The sequence below is a fragment of the Citrobacter sp. Cpo089 genome (assembly GCF_030332695.1).
GTDB classification, from domain to species: domain Bacteria; phylum Pseudomonadota; class Gammaproteobacteria; order Enterobacterales; family Enterobacteriaceae; genus Citrobacter; species Citrobacter portucalensis.
Genome location: NZ_JAOWHJ010000062.1, coordinates 37,118 through 53,129 on the forward strand (window position 1 = coordinate 37,118; position 16,012 = coordinate 53,129).

The 16,012-nt window shown below is 50.9% G+C and carries 16 protein-coding genes; 5 read left to right on the top strand and 11 right to left on the bottom strand.

Features of this window, described 5'->3' with window-relative positions; genetic code table 11:
- The first annotated feature begins 3 nt into the window (after positions 1–3).
- Positions 4–1,164 carry a pyridoxal phosphate-dependent aminotransferase gene (locus OGX92_RS13570; protein ID WP_126955866.1) on the top strand — a complete coding sequence of 387 codons (1,161 nt, stop codon included), beginning with the start codon at positions 4–6 and terminating at the stop codon, positions 1,162–1,164.
- On the opposite strand, the gene OGX92_RS13575 is transcribed toward OGX92_RS13570, so the two are convergent.
- From OGX92_RS13575 to dsbG, 4 genes are all read right to left on the bottom strand, one after another.
- Positions 1,165–1,782, bottom strand: a complete 618-nt coding sequence (locus OGX92_RS13575) for an IbrB-like domain-containing protein (protein WP_003831207.1) — start codon at positions 1,780–1,782, stop codon at positions 1,165–1,167.
- Positions 1,767–2,990, bottom strand: coding sequence for a phosphoadenosine phosphosulfate reductase (locus tag OGX92_RS13580; protein WP_286586655.1), 1,224 nt, complete (start codon positions 2,988–2,990; stop codon positions 1,767–1,769). Before OGX92_RS13580 ends, OGX92_RS13575 begins: the two co-directional genes overlap by 16 nt.
- A gap of 139 nt (positions 2,991–3,129) precedes the next feature.
- Complete coding sequence (gene citR / locus OGX92_RS13585) at positions 3,130–4,056, bottom strand: DNA-binding transcriptional repressor CitR (RefSeq protein ID WP_003831212.1); 927 nt, start codon at positions 4,054–4,056, stop codon at positions 3,130–3,132.
- A 203-nt stretch (positions 4,057–4,259) separates the two neighbouring features.
- On the bottom strand, positions 4,260–5,006 hold the full coding sequence (gene dsbG, locus OGX92_RS13590) for a thiol:disulfide interchange protein DsbG (protein ID WP_126955864.1): 747 nt from the start codon (positions 5,004–5,006) through the stop codon (positions 4,260–4,262).
- A gap of 374 nt (positions 5,007–5,380) precedes the next feature.
- Here dsbG and ahpC point away from each other — a divergent pair, with 374 nt between their 5' ends.
- Positions 5,381–5,944 (top strand): alkyl hydroperoxide reductase subunit C, encoded by a 564-nt coding sequence (ahpC, locus tag OGX92_RS13595; protein ID WP_286586657.1) that lies wholly within the window; start codon positions 5,381–5,383, stop codon positions 5,942–5,944.
- A 154-nt stretch (positions 5,945–6,098) separates the two neighbouring features.
- The gene (gene ahpF, locus OGX92_RS13600) at positions 6,099–7,664 is read left to right on the top strand and encodes an alkyl hydroperoxide reductase subunit F (RefSeq protein WP_003831260.1); all 1,566 of its coding nucleotides are present in this window, start codon (positions 6,099–6,101) and stop codon (positions 7,662–7,664) included.
- Between the two features lie 82 nt (positions 7,665–7,746).
- Here ahpF and uspG read toward each other — a convergent pair whose 3' ends face one another.
- On the bottom strand, positions 7,747–8,175 hold the full coding sequence (gene uspG / locus OGX92_RS13605) for a universal stress protein UspG (RefSeq protein WP_003022101.1): 429 nt from the start codon (positions 8,173–8,175) through the stop codon (positions 7,747–7,749).
- Between the two features lie 183 nt (positions 8,176–8,358).
- Positions 8,359–8,769, bottom strand: a complete 411-nt coding sequence (rnk, locus tag OGX92_RS13610) for a nucleoside diphosphate kinase regulator (RefSeq protein ID WP_003831264.1) — start codon at positions 8,767–8,769, stop codon at positions 8,359–8,361.
- A gap of 275 nt (positions 8,770–9,044) precedes the next feature.
- Between rnk and OGX92_RS13615 the strand changes: the two genes are divergently transcribed.
- Together OGX92_RS13615 and OGX92_RS13620 are read left to right on the top strand one after the other, a co-directional pair.
- Positions 9,045–9,875: an alpha/beta fold hydrolase gene (locus OGX92_RS13615; RefSeq protein WP_003831266.1), complete on the top strand. Its 831-nt coding sequence runs from the start codon at positions 9,045–9,047 to the stop codon at positions 9,873–9,875.
- Between the two features lie 96 nt (positions 9,876–9,971).
- The gene (locus OGX92_RS13620; protein ID WP_063940716.1) at positions 9,972–10,595 is read left to right on the top strand and encodes a flavin reductase family protein; all 624 of its coding nucleotides are present in this window, start codon (positions 9,972–9,974) and stop codon (positions 10,593–10,595) included.
- Positions 10,596–10,636: 41 nt separating this feature from the next.
- Here the strand turns inward: OGX92_RS13620 and rna are convergent, their stop codons facing one another.
- The 5 genes from rna to citF all read right to left on the bottom strand — a co-directional run bounded on the left by rna (position 10,637) and on the right by citF (position 16,007).
- Positions 10,637–11,443, bottom strand: a complete 807-nt coding sequence (rna, locus tag OGX92_RS13625; RefSeq protein WP_063940750.1) for a ribonuclease I — start codon at positions 11,441–11,443, stop codon at positions 10,637–10,639.
- Positions 11,444–11,553: 110 nt separating this feature from the next.
- Positions 11,554–13,017, bottom strand: a complete 1,464-nt coding sequence (gene citT / locus OGX92_RS13630) for a citrate/succinate antiporter CitT (RefSeq protein WP_003831271.1) — start codon at positions 13,015–13,017, stop codon at positions 11,554–11,556.
- A 25-nt stretch (positions 13,018–13,042) separates the two neighbouring features.
- Entirely contained in the window at positions 13,043–13,948 is a 906-nt protein-coding gene (gene citG, locus OGX92_RS13635) for a triphosphoribosyl-dephospho-CoA synthase CitG (RefSeq protein ID WP_286586658.1), read from the bottom strand.
- Positions 13,917–14,471: a citrate lyase holo-[acyl-carrier protein] synthase gene (gene citX, locus OGX92_RS13640; protein ID WP_071445765.1), complete on the bottom strand. Its 555-nt coding sequence runs from the start codon at positions 14,469–14,471 to the stop codon at positions 13,917–13,919. The genes citG and citX overlap by 32 nt, the downstream gene beginning before the upstream one ends.
- 3 nt (positions 14,472–14,474) lie before the next feature.
- Positions 14,475–16,007, bottom strand: a complete 1,533-nt coding sequence (citF, locus tag OGX92_RS13645; RefSeq protein WP_003831274.1) for a citrate lyase subunit alpha — start codon at positions 16,005–16,007, stop codon at positions 14,475–14,477.
- Between the last annotated feature and the right edge of the window lie 5 nt (positions 16,008–16,012).

A 16,012-nucleotide genomic window follows, 5' to 3' on the forward strand; every position in this document is an offset into this window, starting at 1 on the left:
ATAATGAGTAATAACCCGCTGATTCCGCAAAGCAAACTGCCTAATCTGGGCACTACTATCTTCACGCAAATGAGTGCGCTGGCGCAGCAGCATCAGGCCATTAACCTCTCGCAGGGGTTTCCTGATTTTGACGGTCCGCTCTTTTTGCAAGAGCGTCTGGCGTATCACGTCGCGCATGGCGCAAACCAGTATGCGCCGATGACGGGCGTGCAGCCGCTGCGCGAAGCTATCGCGGATAAAACGGCAGACCTGTACGGCTATAAACCTGACGCGAATAGTGAAGTGACCATCACGGCGGGAGCCACAGAAGCATTGTATGCCGCGATCACTGCGCTGGTGCGCCCTGGTGATGAGGTGATTTGTTTTGACCCGAGCTACGACAGCTATGCGCCTGCGGTTGAATTATCCGGCGGTGTGGTTAAACGTATCGCCCTGCAACCACCGTCTTTTCGCGTCGACTGGCAGGCGTTTGGTGCCTTACTCAGCGACCGTACCCGATTGGTTATCCTGAACACGCCGCATAACCCTTCTGCCACTGTGTGGCATCACGCCGATTTCGACGCGCTATGGCAGGCGATTAAAGAACGCGAGATCTTTGTCATCAGCGACGAAGTTTATGAGCATATCTGTTTCGCCAAACAGGGGCATGCCAGCGTGCTGGCACATTCAGAGCTGCGGGAACGCGCTATTGCTGTTTCATCGTTTGGTAAGACCTACCACATGACCGGCTGGAAGGTCGGATACTGCGTTGCGCCAGCCGCCATTAGCGCTGAGCTACGAAAAGTGCACCAGTATCTGACGTTTTCCGTTAACACGCCGGCTCAGCTCGCACTGGCGGATATGCTACGAGACGATCCGGCACACTATCGCGAACTGCCCGCGTTTTATCAAAAAAAACGCGACGTGTTGGTGAACGCGTTGCGTGACAGCCGACTGGAAATTCTGCCGTGTGAAGGCACGTACTTTTTACTGGTCGATTACAGCGCCGTTTCCTCGCTTAACGACGTGGAGTTTTGCCAGTGGCTGACCACTGAAGTGGGCGTTGCGGCAATCCCGCTGTCGGTGTTCTGCGCCGATCCTTTCCCGCATAAACTGATTCGCCTCTGTTTTGCCAAGCAAGAATCGACGCTGTTAGCGGCAGCCGAGCGTCTGGTTTCGCTGTAGCTATTTCACGGTCCAGGCTTTGGAGAATCGACGGTCGGCAAACAACGCTTGCAGGCCGTTGATTTGCTTCAGGCGTAACACCTCGTCGCTGTCCATACCAAGATCCTTGCCAATTCTTTCTTCACTCCATCCCAGTTGCGATAGCTCGCGGACAATCTCGGACATGGCGTGGATTTGATGACGCCCGCGAGCGCGGTTGTGGCGAATGGTTGCCGCCATTCGCTCATGGCGTTCGCGTTCTAAACAGGCAACCGGCAGATATCCTTTCAGCCTGGGCCTTAGTGAGGCTTTGGCTTTACCTAACTCGTGGCGGTGGAAACCGTCGACAATTTCGTATTCTTCAGCCGTTGAGTGAACCACTACAATGGGCTGCGTAAACCCGTCAGCCTCGAGGGACTTCAGCAGCAGCTTTTTCTCCGGTGGCGCAACGTTATTGGGGTTGTAGTCATTGGGTGAAATATGATCATTTTTAACCCAAAGTACGCAATCTACGGGCTCCTCGCGGAAGGGACTGACGCTGTGTATTGCTTTTCTGAATTCATTTATGGCTTCAATTCTCTCTGGTTCTGATAAACAAGAAAGAAAGCCGAGGAGTTCCTGAGTTAATCGTTGTTGCATAAGAGTCCCCATTCCTGGCGTTTTGTTTTCATGCGCTGATTGTAACGTTGATAGTTTTTGGGTTTCGTTGGACTAAATGAGAGAGCCCGGCACCAATAGTCGTTATTCAGCAGGACCTTGCAGATACGCCGCCACGACGGAATATCCACTGAACCAATATCTCTTTCCTGGGTTTGTGGGATATTCTCCATGCCTTTTTTCTTATACCACTGTAAATAGACGGCGATTTTATTGCGGTAATGTTCAGCGGTCGTTTCCGGCATACTCTTCAATAACAGCATGGCGTATTCCTGCCAGCTTAAATGTTCGGGTTTTAATATTTTGCGGTGACCGTAGAAATGGTTGTCCTGACCAGCATATATCCCGCCACTTTTTACCCCGCTGACGCGGGAGCACATCATTGCCCAGCGTTCAGGCTCAATAACATGGTAAAGCCACAGGCCCTGGCGTTGTTCTGGCCCAAACGGTTCGCAGATACGCATGTATCGAGTGGGAACCCCCGCCTGATACATCAGGTTGTACAGGGGGTTACAAGGGAGTCTTGATTTCGCAAACCACGTCCAGATGTCGGCGGTTTTCCAGTCATAAATGGGATAAATATACCAGGTATGCCCGCCGGGGGCGCTGGTGGTCCAGGGTTTATCATCGGCAAAACGCTGTTTTTTCGAGTTCGCAATGGCGACGAAGCGATTATATGACTCGTCGGCGCGGATCCCGACCATCATGGCTGCCGGTCGTTTCTGCGAAAACCAGTCAGCGAACTCACGAACAAATTGCTCGAAAGTCATACCGGGTTGGTAGAAAGAGAAATATTCGGGATCGGTTATGGCATCTGCGGGCGGTTGGCGCACCCATTGAGTGCCTGGTTCCCAGCATTGCCATTCAGGCTGAAATTGTGACAGTGAATTTTGCGTCGTCAGCGGCAATGCAACCCAATAAAATTCTTCGATGACATCGGAATAATTCTCGCGTAGCGCGTGGACATAGTCGATAGTGCAGGAAAACTGAGCCTCCCAGTCGATAAATAAGACGTTTATTTTTTTCTGTAACTGGCGGGCAATGGCAGCGGTCAGATGTAACATCAACCCCGAATCTTTACCTCCAGAGAAAGAAACGCAGACACGCGGTAGATTCTCAAGCGTCCAGGTAATGCGTTCCTGAGCGGCTTCAAGAACATTCTGGTTTAACGGTATTTTATAAACAGACATATCACATCCATATCCGAATTTTATTTTATACTAAAATAAATGCCTGCAATAAAGTATGCCAATCTTTAAAATAAGCAACGCTTAAAGAAATATTTGTAATGTGAATGTGTTTGCGTTTTATATTCCAAAAATGGATTTGTCATACTGTTGATGATGTGGGTTGTTGATTTTCAGATGTTATTGTATTGATATATTCTGCGAATTTTTTATTACTAAGTGAGGCACGGTTGTACATTAAGTATAATCTGATTGATGGGATTTTGAAATCTATATTGATTTCTTTTAAATTAAGTCTGGCAGCATGGAATTCATAACTAAGTTTTGGGATTATACCAATAATATCTGTACTGGAAATTACATTAATAATTGACGTCATAGAGTCGCTACTAAAGCCAGTTTTACGATTAGTTAGTAAGGCGTTGGCTTGTGCTTGATACTCTTTAATACCCTCTTCCTCTGTAAGATACAAAGTAAATTGTTCCTCCAATATTTGTGTAAGGGTAGCAGATTCATTCATTCTGGGGTGATTACTGCTACATGTTAAAACACACTCAATAGTTTTAAATAGCGTACATACAATAGACCTGTTATATACGGGAGCGGTAGTGATGATTAAATCTGCTTTCCTGTATGCGAGGATGTTCTCTGCAGTATCGGCAGTCATTATTATGTCGTGATGTTCAACTTCGACATTTGAATTTTGCCTTAGCGTATTGATTAACTCAATTACCCCTAAGTTAATAGTAATTTGCGGACTGTAAATGACAAATTTCTTCTTCAGGCTGGAACCGTGCATAATATTAATGGTTTGTTCCAGCGTATTCAGATTCTGCTCAAGGTGATGATGAAGGTTGATCCCGGTTACGGTAGGCGTGATGCCTTTACCTGAGCGAATAAACAGAGGGTCGTTAAATTGCGTACGCAGTCGCTGTAATGACTGGCTGACGGCTGAAGGCGTGATATACAGTGTTGCCGCAGCTTTACTGATGCTCAAATGTTGATAAATACATTCAAAAATTACCAACAGGTTAAGATCGAATTTTTTGAGGTCATAGAGGTTAGCCATGCATACCTTCCTGTGATGGTAATGTATAGGATAATTCAATTGTTGAATAATTTAAATTCTAATCATTCTTAGAATTTATGTTTATGGCTTAATGAATAATTAACTTAAACTAAAATAACACAGATTGCTTGATGGTTACGATAAAAATACATTTTAAAGAGTGATTGAAATGAGAACGATAACAATCACTCATTCTGTAACCTTTATTTATTCCCCATAATAATATTTAATTTTTCCTTATCGGGTAATCCCACTTCCTGTTGTAACGTATCGTCTTTGCTCATGTAGTAGATCGCGGGCGTCACATTAGCACCTAAATCATCCATGAGTTTTTGGTTGATATTCAGTACCTTCATCTGTTCAGGATGGACCGAAGTCGGGATTTCCAGCTTCATTTTCCCGCCGGAGGCTTCATAGTCATGCCAGGTTTTAGCCGGATCTTTGGTTGCCAGAATTGCCGCAGCGGTGGCCGGGCTTTCGGGTTTTATGACGCCAACCAGTAATGTACGCAACTGAACTTTACCGGAATCTACCCATGGGCGCGCCTGCTGCCAGAACTGTTTGCAATAAGGACAGAAGGGATCAGCAAACACGTAGACGATGACCGGGGCCTCTTTTTTCCCGTCCAGAATCCACGACGCTTTTTCCATTCGCTGCCACATCTCACGTCCGGCAGGGGCATAGATCTCTTTTTCTATGAGCGCATTACTGAGGTTTTCGCCTTTTTCATTATACATGTAGCCGGAGATGGCATGTTTACCGTCAGGCGTGACATAGATAGTGACCCCCATGTCCTGGTATTTTCCCAGATAGCCTTTCATTCCACCCGGTGCGTCGAAGGGCTTCAGGATGGTAATTCCCTGTTTCTCAATGGCTTTAACAGGGGCAGGGAGCTCCTCTGCGTGCACGATAGCGGGGAGAAGAGTTACGAGTAAGGTGCGTTTAAACATTGATTTTCCTTATAAAATCAGCAGGAAAGTGGGCTTAATTGCAAAACCTATCACAGCCATAGGTAAGATCGACGGTCTGTCGATTGCCCTTTCTTTAGTTGGGTGATGTAATCCCCATCGCTGTTACGACCTTTGTTAAGGTAATGTAGAGCGCAACACATAGCCAGCTCTGCTGGCACTGACGTTACCTGCGGGTAGCTCGGGTAATGAGGCTCCCTGCAAAGGGGGCCTTTTTTACTTTTATCTTTAGGTTCACAACATGAGTTTGAGTGGGTTGTTAGTTAACGCTTATTGATTTGATAAAGGAAACGCATTAGCCCTGCGAAGAGATTTTCGTTAACTTATCTCTCAACGAAAACACGGAGGAAGTACAGATGTCTTTGATTAATAACAAAATTAAACCTTTCAAAAACCAGGCGTTCAAAAACGGTGAGTTCATCGAAGTAACCGAGAAAGATACCGAAGGTCGCTGGAGCGTCTTCTTCTTCTACCCGGCTGACTTTACTTTCGTATGCCCGACCGAGCTGGGTGACGTTGCAGACCATTACGAAGAACTGCAGAAACTGGGCGTAGATGTGTATTCCGTTTCTACCGACACCCACTTCACCCACAAAGCATGGCACAGCAGCTCTGAAACCATCGCAAAAATCAAATACGCGATGATCGGCGACCCGACTGGCGCCCTGACCCGTAACTTCGACAACATGCGTGAAGATGAAGGTCTGGCTGACCGCGCAACCTTCGTTGTTGACCCGCAGGGTATCATCCAGGCAATCGAAGTTACTGCTGAAGGTATCGGCCGTGATGCGTCTGACCTGCTGCGTAAAATCAAAGCCGCACAGTACGTCGCTTCCCACCCAGGTGAAGTTTGCCCGGCGAAATGGAAAGAAGGTGAAGCAACCTTAGCGCCATCTCTGGACCTGGTTGGTAAAATCTAAGTCGCATAGTTTGTAGGCCGGATAAACGTAGTGCATCCGGCATTCCACAGGCGCAAATTTGCGCCTGTTTCATTCCAGCACCATGACGCAAGTTGCATTAATGCAGTCCCGCAAAATCGGCTTGCATGATGATGTTTTCAGAGAGGGAAGAAGAATGCTCGACACAAATATGAAAACCCAGCTCAGGGCTTACCTTGAGAAACTGACCAAACCTGTTGAGCTGATTGCGACGCTGGATGACAGCGCTAAATCGGCAGAAATTAAGGAACTGCTGACTGAAATTGCTGAACTGTCAGAAAAAGTCACCTTCAAAGAAGACAATACTCTGGCGGTGCGTAAGCCATCGTTCCTTATTACCAATCCCGGTTCTCACCAGGGACCGCGTTTTGCCGGTTCTCCGCTGGGACATGAGTTTACCTCTCTGGTGCTGGCGCTGTTGTGGACTGGCGGCCATCCCTCAAAAGAGGCGCAGACGTTGCTGGAGCAGATCCGCGATCTCGACGGTGATTTTGAATTTGAAACCTATTATTCGCTTTCCTGCCATAACTGCCCGGATGTGGTGCAGGCGCTGAACCTGATGGCGGTGCTGAACCCACGTATCAAGCATACGGCGATTGACGGCGGTACATTCCAGAACGAAATCACCGATCGTAACGTGATGGGCGTTCCGGCGGTATTTATGAACGGCAAAGAGTTCGGTCAGGGACGTATGACGCTGACTGAGATCGTGGCGAAAGTGGATACTGGCGCAGAAAAACGTGCGGCTGAAGAGCTGAATAAGCGCGATGCTTATGACGTGTTGATTGTCGGCTCTGGTCCTGCAGGTGCGGCGGCAGCGGTGTACTCTGCACGTAAAGGCATTCGCACCGGTCTGATGGGCGAGCGTTTTGGCGGTCAGGTTCTTGATACTGTAGATATTGAAAACTACATCTCGGTGCCGAAAACCGAAGGTCAGAAACTGGCAGGCGCGCTGAAAGCACACGTTGATGATTATGATGTTGATGTGATCGACAGCCAGAGCGCAAGCAAACTGGTCCCGGCAGCGCAGGAAGGCGGTCTACATCAGATTGAAACGGCCTCCGGCGCGGTGCTGAAAGCACGCAGCATTATCATCGCCACCGGCGCGAAATGGCGCAACATGAACGTTCCGGGCGAAGATCAGTATCGCACCAAAGGCGTAACCTACTGCCCGCACTGTGATGGTCCGCTGTTTAAAGGCAAGCGTGTTGCGGTGATTGGCGGCGGTAACTCCGGCGTTGAAGCGGCTATCGACCTGGCAGGTATTGTTGAACATGTGACGCTGCTGGAATTTGCTCCTGAAATGAAGGCCGACCAGGTGCTGCAAAATAAGCTTCGCAGTCTGAAAAACGTCGACATCATTCTGAATGCGCAAACGACAGAAGTGAAAGGCGATGGCAGCAAAGTTACTGGCCTGGAGTATCGTGACCGTGTGAGCGGCGATGTTCACAATGTGGAACTGGCAGGTATCTTTGTTCAGATTGGTCTGCTGCCGAACACCAACTGGCTGGAAGGTGCCGTTGAACGTAACCGTATGGGTGAAATCATCATCGATGCCAAGTGCGAAACCAGCGTGAAAGGCGTTTTCGCTGCCGGCGACTGCACAACCGTACCGTATAAGCAGATTATCATCGCGACAGGTGAAGGTGCGAAGGCCTCGTTAAGTTCGTTTGATTATCTGATTCGCACGACAGTAGCATAAAAAAAGTAAGACTCACCTGCACTATAAAAACCCCTGTCAGGCGTTAACCTGGCAGGGGTTTTCTTTATCAAATCAGTGGCTGTTAACGAACAACCAGCACTGGCAAAGTCGCGTGACGGACAACGCTGGAAGCGTTTGAGCCGAGTAGATGGGTGCTGATTGATGGGTTACGCGATCCAATGACAACGACATCCGCATTCAACTCTTCACCCAACTCGTTGACCACGTCACGTACGCTGCCAAAGCGGACATGTTGTTTAATACGGGAAGGATCGATGCTGAAGTGACCGACCATCGTTTGCAGACGGGTTTCCGCTTCGTGTTGCAGATGTTCTTCAAAACGACGGACATCGGCTGCAAAGCGGTGCAGGCTTAAGCTCGCTGAGCCTGGCAGCACATGCAGCAGATGGATAACCCCTTTATCCTGGGCCAGAAATTCTGCATGGCGAATAGCCTTGTCGCTCAGTTCCATTTCGAATACATCAACAGGCATTATGATTGTGTTGTACATAAACATTCTCCTTGTCATTACATGAACACATAACAGCATAGTATTAAAAATGATTCTGTCAGTCACGACACAGATTTATGTTTTGCGAACAGGAAAGAAAGCGAGGAGCAGGGAGATCTAACCGGAAAGAGGATGCGGATGCATCCCCTGTAAGATAAAGCGAGTGGCTTTGATAAGACAGAGTTAGCGCAGGTAGTCGCCTGCAGCTTCAGGCTGGTACTCAAGCTCGATAACTTCGAGGTGCGTTGAGGTCCCGCCTGGCAGTTCCCAGTGAATGGTATCACCAACGCGCAGCCCCAGAAGTGCAGCGCCGACAGGTGCCATTACCGAAAGCTGTGTGTTGCTGTCAGTCATAGTGGCCGGATACACCAGGGTACGCACACGGACTTCGCCATCACTCAGATTGCGGAATTTCACGCGGCTGTTCATGGTCACGACGTCGTGCGGCATGGTTTCTGGAGAACACATTTGGGCACGATCCAGCTCGGCGTTAAGGGCGTCGGCAATCGGTAAACCAGCAAACGCAGGTTGCTCCAACAGGCGGTCAATGCGTTCCGCATCGAGGTCGTTAATGATGATAGTTGGTCTGGACATTTATTACTCCATGTCGTCGATACTGCGGGTGCGCAGGTAAATAATCCCAAAAGAAAACCCTCACCGTCAGGCGGCAAGGGTTTAGCTTTTATGATGATACTGAGACTTACCCCATGTTTGAAGTGATTTAGTTCACATTCAGGTAAATCATCAATATTGTCGTATATGGTGTGATTTTAGCCGAAAAACGTGACCGTTCTCCAATTTGCATTATGCTTTTTAAGCGCTCGCTGCGGGCGCGTCAAACAACTCAGTGTTCCGCGACAGGAGATCTCATGAGCCAGTACGACAAACTTACCTTGAAAGACGGCAGCTATTTGCATTTTAAAGACTGGGGAAGTGGACAACCTATTGTGTTCAGTCACGGTTGGCCGCTGACGGCAGACGCGTTTGAAGATCAGATGCTGTTCCTTGGATCGAAAGGATTTCGTGTGATCGCCCATGACAGGCGTGGACATGGGCGTTCGGCCCAACCCTGGGATGGTCATCATATGGATCAGTATGCTGATGACCTGGCTGAACTTACCGCGCATCTCAATCTTAAAGATGCCGTACATGTTGGACACTCTACCGGCGGTGGGGAAGTGGCTCGTTATATTGGCCGGCATGGGACGCAGCGGGTGGCAAAAGCGGTGTTAATTGGCGCAGTGACGCCCATCATGATCAAGACTGACTTTAACCCAAATGGCGTGCCGAAAGAGGTATTCGATGGCATCCGTGAGGGGGTTGTGAACGATCGCGCCGCCTTTTTCTATGAGCTGACCGCTGCATTCTATGGCTACAATCGTCCTGGCGCAAAAGAGTCGAAAGCCGTTCGCGAAAGCTTTGTTGAACAAGGTTTACAAGGTTCCATCAAAGCATTGTACGACTGTATACACGCGTTTTCGGAAACAGATCTGCGTGAAGACCTCAAAAAGATGACCATCCCGACGCTGGTGATCCACGGTGATGACGATCAGATTGTCCCGTTTGAAACCTGCGGAAAGGTCGCGGCGGAAATACTGCCGGACTCGCAATTGAAGGTATATGTCGGCGGCTCGCATGGCATTTGCACCACCCATAAGCAACAGATCAACGGTGACCTGCTCAACTTTATTCAGTCGTAATCGTTGGCAGATTGTTCTACGCTGATCTTCTTTTTCCAGGGGGATGAGCGAAGCATAATTTGTGCTGCGCTGACGTTAACTTCAACAGGGAACGCTATGTATTTCTATCAACCGTCACAGGGACACGGCTTACCGCATGATCCGCTAAATGCCATCATTGGACCGCGCCCGATTGGCTGGATTGCGTCGCGTGACAGCAACGGTCGGCACAATCTGGCACCATACAGTTTCTTTAACTGTTTCAACTATCACCCGCCGATTATCGGTTTCGCCAGCAGCGGCTGGAAAGACAGCGTGCAGAATATTATCGAAACCGGTGAATTTGTCTGGAACCTGACGACTCTTGAGCTGGCCACTGCGATGAACGAAACGTCAGCCAGCTTGCCGCACGGTGAGGACGAGTTTTTTGCCGCCGGGCTTAGCAAGGCAGATAGCCGGATAGTCAACGTGCCGCGCGTGGCGCAAAGCCCGGTCAATTTTGAGTGTCGTTTATCGCAAACTCTGCAACTAACTACTGCTGATGGCTCACCGGTTGATACCTGGCTGGTGTTGGGGGAAGTGGTAGGCATTCACATAGATGAAACGCTCCTGGAAGACGGCATCTATCAGACGGCGAAAGCGAAGCCGGTGCTGCGTGCAGGTGGGCCAACGGCGTATTATTCGATCAGTGAAACACACCGTTTTGATTTAGTTCGCCCGGACGCCCGTGCAAAACGCTAAGTTTACGGACCGACGCCAGCTCGCAGCGTCGGTCGCAAGTTTCAGTATCCCACTTTGTCGATAATAAACTGTTTACCGCAGTTACCCGGATGCGGTTGCGGTAAGAATGACTGGGCAGATAACGTCTGGTTGATGTTGTCGGCTTTCAGGGATAACTGGATCTCAGTGAGATACGCTGGATTGCCGTGGCAGCTTAGCTTCACAGCTTTGACGTTTTCTTTGCCCCAGCTTTTGGCAACGGCGGCGTCAAATGCGTTACGGCTGACGGTTTTGCCGTAGTTTTCCGCCAGGAATTTGCCCACCTCGCTGTTCTTTACCTCATTATTCAGCCGCACCATCGTGCCGAAGTACGCGTCGGGATCAAAACCGAAACACGCGCCATGTTTGGCATACTCGTAACGTTCCAGACAGGATCTTCCTCCAGCTCCGGGCATTACGGCGCTGAGTTTTGCCGCGCTTTCCAGCGACAGCCCGGTTTCGGGGGCCGCGCATTTACGGCTGGCGCGGGCTTCAGGCAGGTTGGGAATAGGGCGAGTCGCGCAGCCAAAACGCATCCAACGGCGATTGTCTACTCCACGGGCAGCAATGGATTTAGGCAGGCTGGGCCATAAACCGTGAACGGTCAGGAAATCAGCTTTGTCTGCGCTCTCTTTTTGCAAACGACATTCGTCAGGCTCCTGACGATTACGCTCGTGTTGGCTCTGACAAAATCCGGTTTGCCAGGAGAGAGCCAGCACGTAGCTGTCAAAATCAGCGTACTGTTTTGCCTGAAGTTCATCGGCCTGAGTTGCAGAAACTGGCAGCAGGAGTGCTGCCAGCAACGAAGAATAACGCCATGTTGATGTCATGATGATTTCGAACACTTATATAAATTCTGAATATCATCTATTTAATCATAAAAAATGCCAGTCAGGTTTAGCTGACTGGCATCATTTTCATCAGGCGTGAACAGGGATGATTAGCTCCACATTGCCAGAATCGGCCAGCCGACCAGCAGAAGCATAGCGATGTAGATAACGCCGAAGATAGCACCCAGACGCCAGTAGTCTTTTGACTTCACATAACCACAGCCGTAGATGATAACGCCAGGGCCTGTTGCATATGGAGTCAGACAGCCCATGATACCGATGGACAGTACCAGCAGGATACACAGGTGTTCCATCGGGACGCCCGGGATACCTTTACCGACGGCCAGAATAACCGGCAGCATGGTGGCGGTGTGAGCGGAAAGGCTGGCAAACAGGTAGTGAGCAAAGTAGAACACCAGTACCAGAACGATCACGGTCGCGTTAGGCGAGAAGCCTTCCAGGTGCGTGCTCATAGTGTTGGCGAACCAGTCGATGAAGCCTGAACGGGTTAATCCATTCGCCATAACGACCAGCGTGGCGAGGTTAACCAGAGTGTTCCATGCGCTGTTATAACGGGTAATGTCTTTCCACGGTACAACGTGCAGCGCCAGCATCAGGGAGACAGCCAGCAGGCCCACTGCGGTTGCATCAATCAGTTTACCACCGAAGACCCACAGGCCCAGGCTGAGCAGTACCAGACCGATCAGCGTTATCTCTTTACGGGTAAGTTTACCCATGCCTTTCAGTTCATCACCGGCCCAAGCGGCAACTTCAGCACTGTGAGTAACTTCTGGTTTGTACAGAACGTATGACAGCCACGGGGCAACGATCAGCAAAATAATACCGACCGGCAGGAAGCTGAGGAACCACTGCAACCAGCTGATTTGAATACCGGCAATTTTGTTGACGAATTCCAGACCCAGTACGTTAGGTGCAGCGCCGGTCACGAACATCGAGGAGCTCAGGCTGGTACTGATGACCATCATCCACATCAAATATCCACCGATACGGCGCGCGGAAGGATCGTTCGGGAATGATTTAAACAACGGCGGCAGGTTTTTGATTACCGGGAATACGGTGCCACCGGTACGCGCGGTGTTAGATGGAGTAAACGGTGCCAGCAGAATGTCGATGATAACAATCGCATAGCCAAGCGTCAGGGTACGTTTACCCATGAATTTCACCAGGAACAGCGCGATACGACGGCCCAGACCGGTGACTTCATAACCCAGTGCGAAGATAAACGCACCAAACACCAACCACACGGTGGTGCTGGAGAAGCCAGCCAGACCCCATTTCAGCGCTTGCTTGCCCGCTTTAAACGCCGGGTCGGCCAGTTCTGAAGCATCAAACAGCAGATAGTTGCTGCCGATAACGCAGATCGTTACGGCGATAAAGCTGATCGCTGTTGCCGGGATTGGCTCAAGGATCATACCGACAATCATTGCCACGAATACGGCAAAGTAGTGCCAGGCCTGTGGAGGCATTCCATCAGGGACGGGGATAAGAAACATGACACCCATGACGACCAATGGGGCCAGTAACTTCCATATTTTATCTTTTGCTAAAGACATGTGTGTGATTCTCCGGAAAGGATCTTTAATTGTGATAATGATGAACTTGTGAAATCTGAGCTAAGAACCAGGTGACGATCAGCAGATCGGCGCAGCCTCCGGGACTGAGGTTGCGTTCAATGCACTGTTGGTCGAACTGGTGTAGATATTCGAGATCGGCAGGGGTACGAATCCCCCCTTGCTGCATCAGGGCGGTGGCCTGCTGCTGTAGCCAACGCAGACCTTCTGCGCCGCCACGTGAAGCCACGTTGGTGTCGCCGTTGATAGACATCAGCAGCAATAATGTGTCGAGTAACGCCAGTTCAGGGTCGCGGCCCTGAGTCAGCAGTGCGCGGTAGTGCGGCAGGGCATGCTGGATGACTAGCGGATATCCCGCTTCGGCTTCGCCCCGTGCGCCGGTTAATCCCAATTGCTGATAAAGACGTTGGCCAGCCGTGAGTTGTTGATTTTTCTGGCGCAGTTCGCGCTCGGTCAGGCCACGGCAAAATGTTGCTGCCGTAGAGCAAATGGTTTCAGCGGTAACAGTGAGTTGGAGCTGGTGCAGGCGGCCAATGGCGGCGCACAGCAGTCCCAGTGAAAAGATGCTCCCTTTATGGGTGTTCACCCCGGCGGTGGCGCGGAACATATCGGCTTCGCAGACCATGCCCAGCGGGCGCAGTCCTTTCAATACATCTTCAGGCGACAGCTGTGCGCTAAACGCCCCATATTCAATAAAACGTGGCAGCCATGACTGAATCGCTTCAGCGCTGCGATGAAAATCTTCCAGCGCCATATCTTTATGCGCGCCGTTGTTAATACGATCTACCAGACCGGGTTTGGGCGACAGGTTGACTTCAGTCAACATGGCGCGCCACGCAAGCGTTGCGTAAGCATCAGGCAGATCCAGAGGAAGGACTGCGTTATTGGTTGATGTTGCGGGAATCGGCATCATGCAGCAGTGCCTCCATCTGAGTGAGTAAGTCGGAAAGCGCGTGGGTTTTACCCCGCGCACAGTCGGCAGCACTTTGCTCGCACAGCAGACAGCGGCGGGCAGGGAGTGCGAAATGACGCCGGGACAGAATTTCCCCTTCAGGGGTCAGGACATCGATGTCCCATAGCCGTCCCAGCGGGTGTGAATGCTCAAGTTCAATTGTGGCGAGCTTGAGGTCGTGGGCTGGAGCCTCAATAGACAAAAGACCTTCTGGACCGCTGGCAGAAACCAGCGCTGTTTGCTCCCTGACAATCCAGGTGGATTGTTCCGCCAACGCGAGCAAGGCGGTTACGCCGTGATTAAAGATACGACGGGTTAATTCGCTGTCTTTAATCGGTCCCGGTGCGACGACGGTAAACGAGACCAGCGGCGCAGAGTGGCGTGTCAGCCACTCCTGTTGCCTTGCCTGTCTCTCATCGCGGCTGGCTAGCAGCTCGGGAATGGAAACCGCGTGTTGGGTGGCGTATTCAGGGAGCAGGTGCATGGTTTATTCCTTCACCTGATGCACAACGTCAATCACTGAACCATCGCGGTAACGCACAACGGCAATCACGCGGTCAGTGAATTCGATAGCGCGTGGCTGACCGGTGAGCTGCTGTGCACGTTCGCGCAGCCATTCAATGGACACCACTTTCATACCGGCTTCTTTCAGACGTTCTGCCAGTTCCGGACGTGCAGGGTTGACGGCGATACCGTGGTCAGTGACCAGAATGTCAACGCTGGAGCCTGGGGTTACGCAGGTCAGCACGTTATCAACCAGGGTCGGGATGCGTCCGCGAACCAGCGGCGCGACGATGATAGACAGCGCAGCGGCAACCGCGGTATCGCAGTGACCACCGGATGCGCCGCGCAGTACGCCGTCAGAACCGGTCAGTACGTTGACGTTGAAGCTGGTATCAACTTCCAGCGCGCTGAGCACCACGACGTCCAGACGATCGACGGATGCGCCTTTTGAGCCCCAGTTGGCATACTGGTTGGCACTGATCTCAATGTGGTTTGGATTGCGGGCCAGCGATTCTGCGGCGTTACGGTCAAAACTCTGAACGTCCAGCAGTTTGCGAATCAGGCCTTTTTCGTGCAGGTCAACGATGGTAGCGGTAATGCCGCCCAGCGCGAAGTCGGCACGGATATCGCGGCTGCGCATTTTGTCTTCCAGGAAACGCGTAACGGCCAGAGAGGCGCCGCCGGTTCCTGTCTGCAGTGAGAAGCCTTCGTTGAAGTAGCCGGAATTAGCAATGACCTCAGCCGCGCTACGGGCGATTAACAGTTCACGCGGGTTGGTGGTCATGCGGGTCGCATCGGCACCAATTTTGTCCGCATCGCCGACCTGATCGATCTGCACGATCAGATCTACCTGATCCTGCGTAATGCTGGCCGGGTTATGCGGATAGGTCAGCAGCTGTTCAGTCAGCAGGACAACCTGTTTCGCGTTTTCGGCGTCTACGCGGGCATAGCCCAGTGAGCCGCAGCACGCTTTACCGGTATAACCGTTGGCGTTGCCAAACTGGTCGCAGGACGGCACGCCGAGGAACGCCACATCAATGCTGAGCTCGCCACTTTGCACCAGGTGCACACGGCCACCGTGGGAGTGAATTTGTACCGGTTCGGCCAACAGGCCACGTGAGATTTCTTCCGCCAGCGGGCCACGCAGACCGGAGGTATAAATGCGGCTAACCACGCCCTGACGGATGTGCTCAACCAGCGGAGCATGGCAGTCGCTCAGAGAGCTGGAGGCCAGCGTCAGATTTTTAAAGCCCATATTGGCGATGGCGTCCATCACCAGGTTAATCGTCAGATCGCCACCACGAAAAGCGTGGTGGAAAGAGATAGTCATACCATCCTGTAAACCTGAACGACGAATAGCGTCTTCCAGGTTAGTGCACAGCTTTTTGTCGCGCGGTTTTTGCGCCTGCAATTCTACTTTTGCGGTGCTCTGATAAGCGGAAAGCTCACTTTCTGCATGACGGCTCCAGGTCGCCACGCGATCCTGGCGTTGAGACTGTTCGATTTTCTGCGTCATTTTTT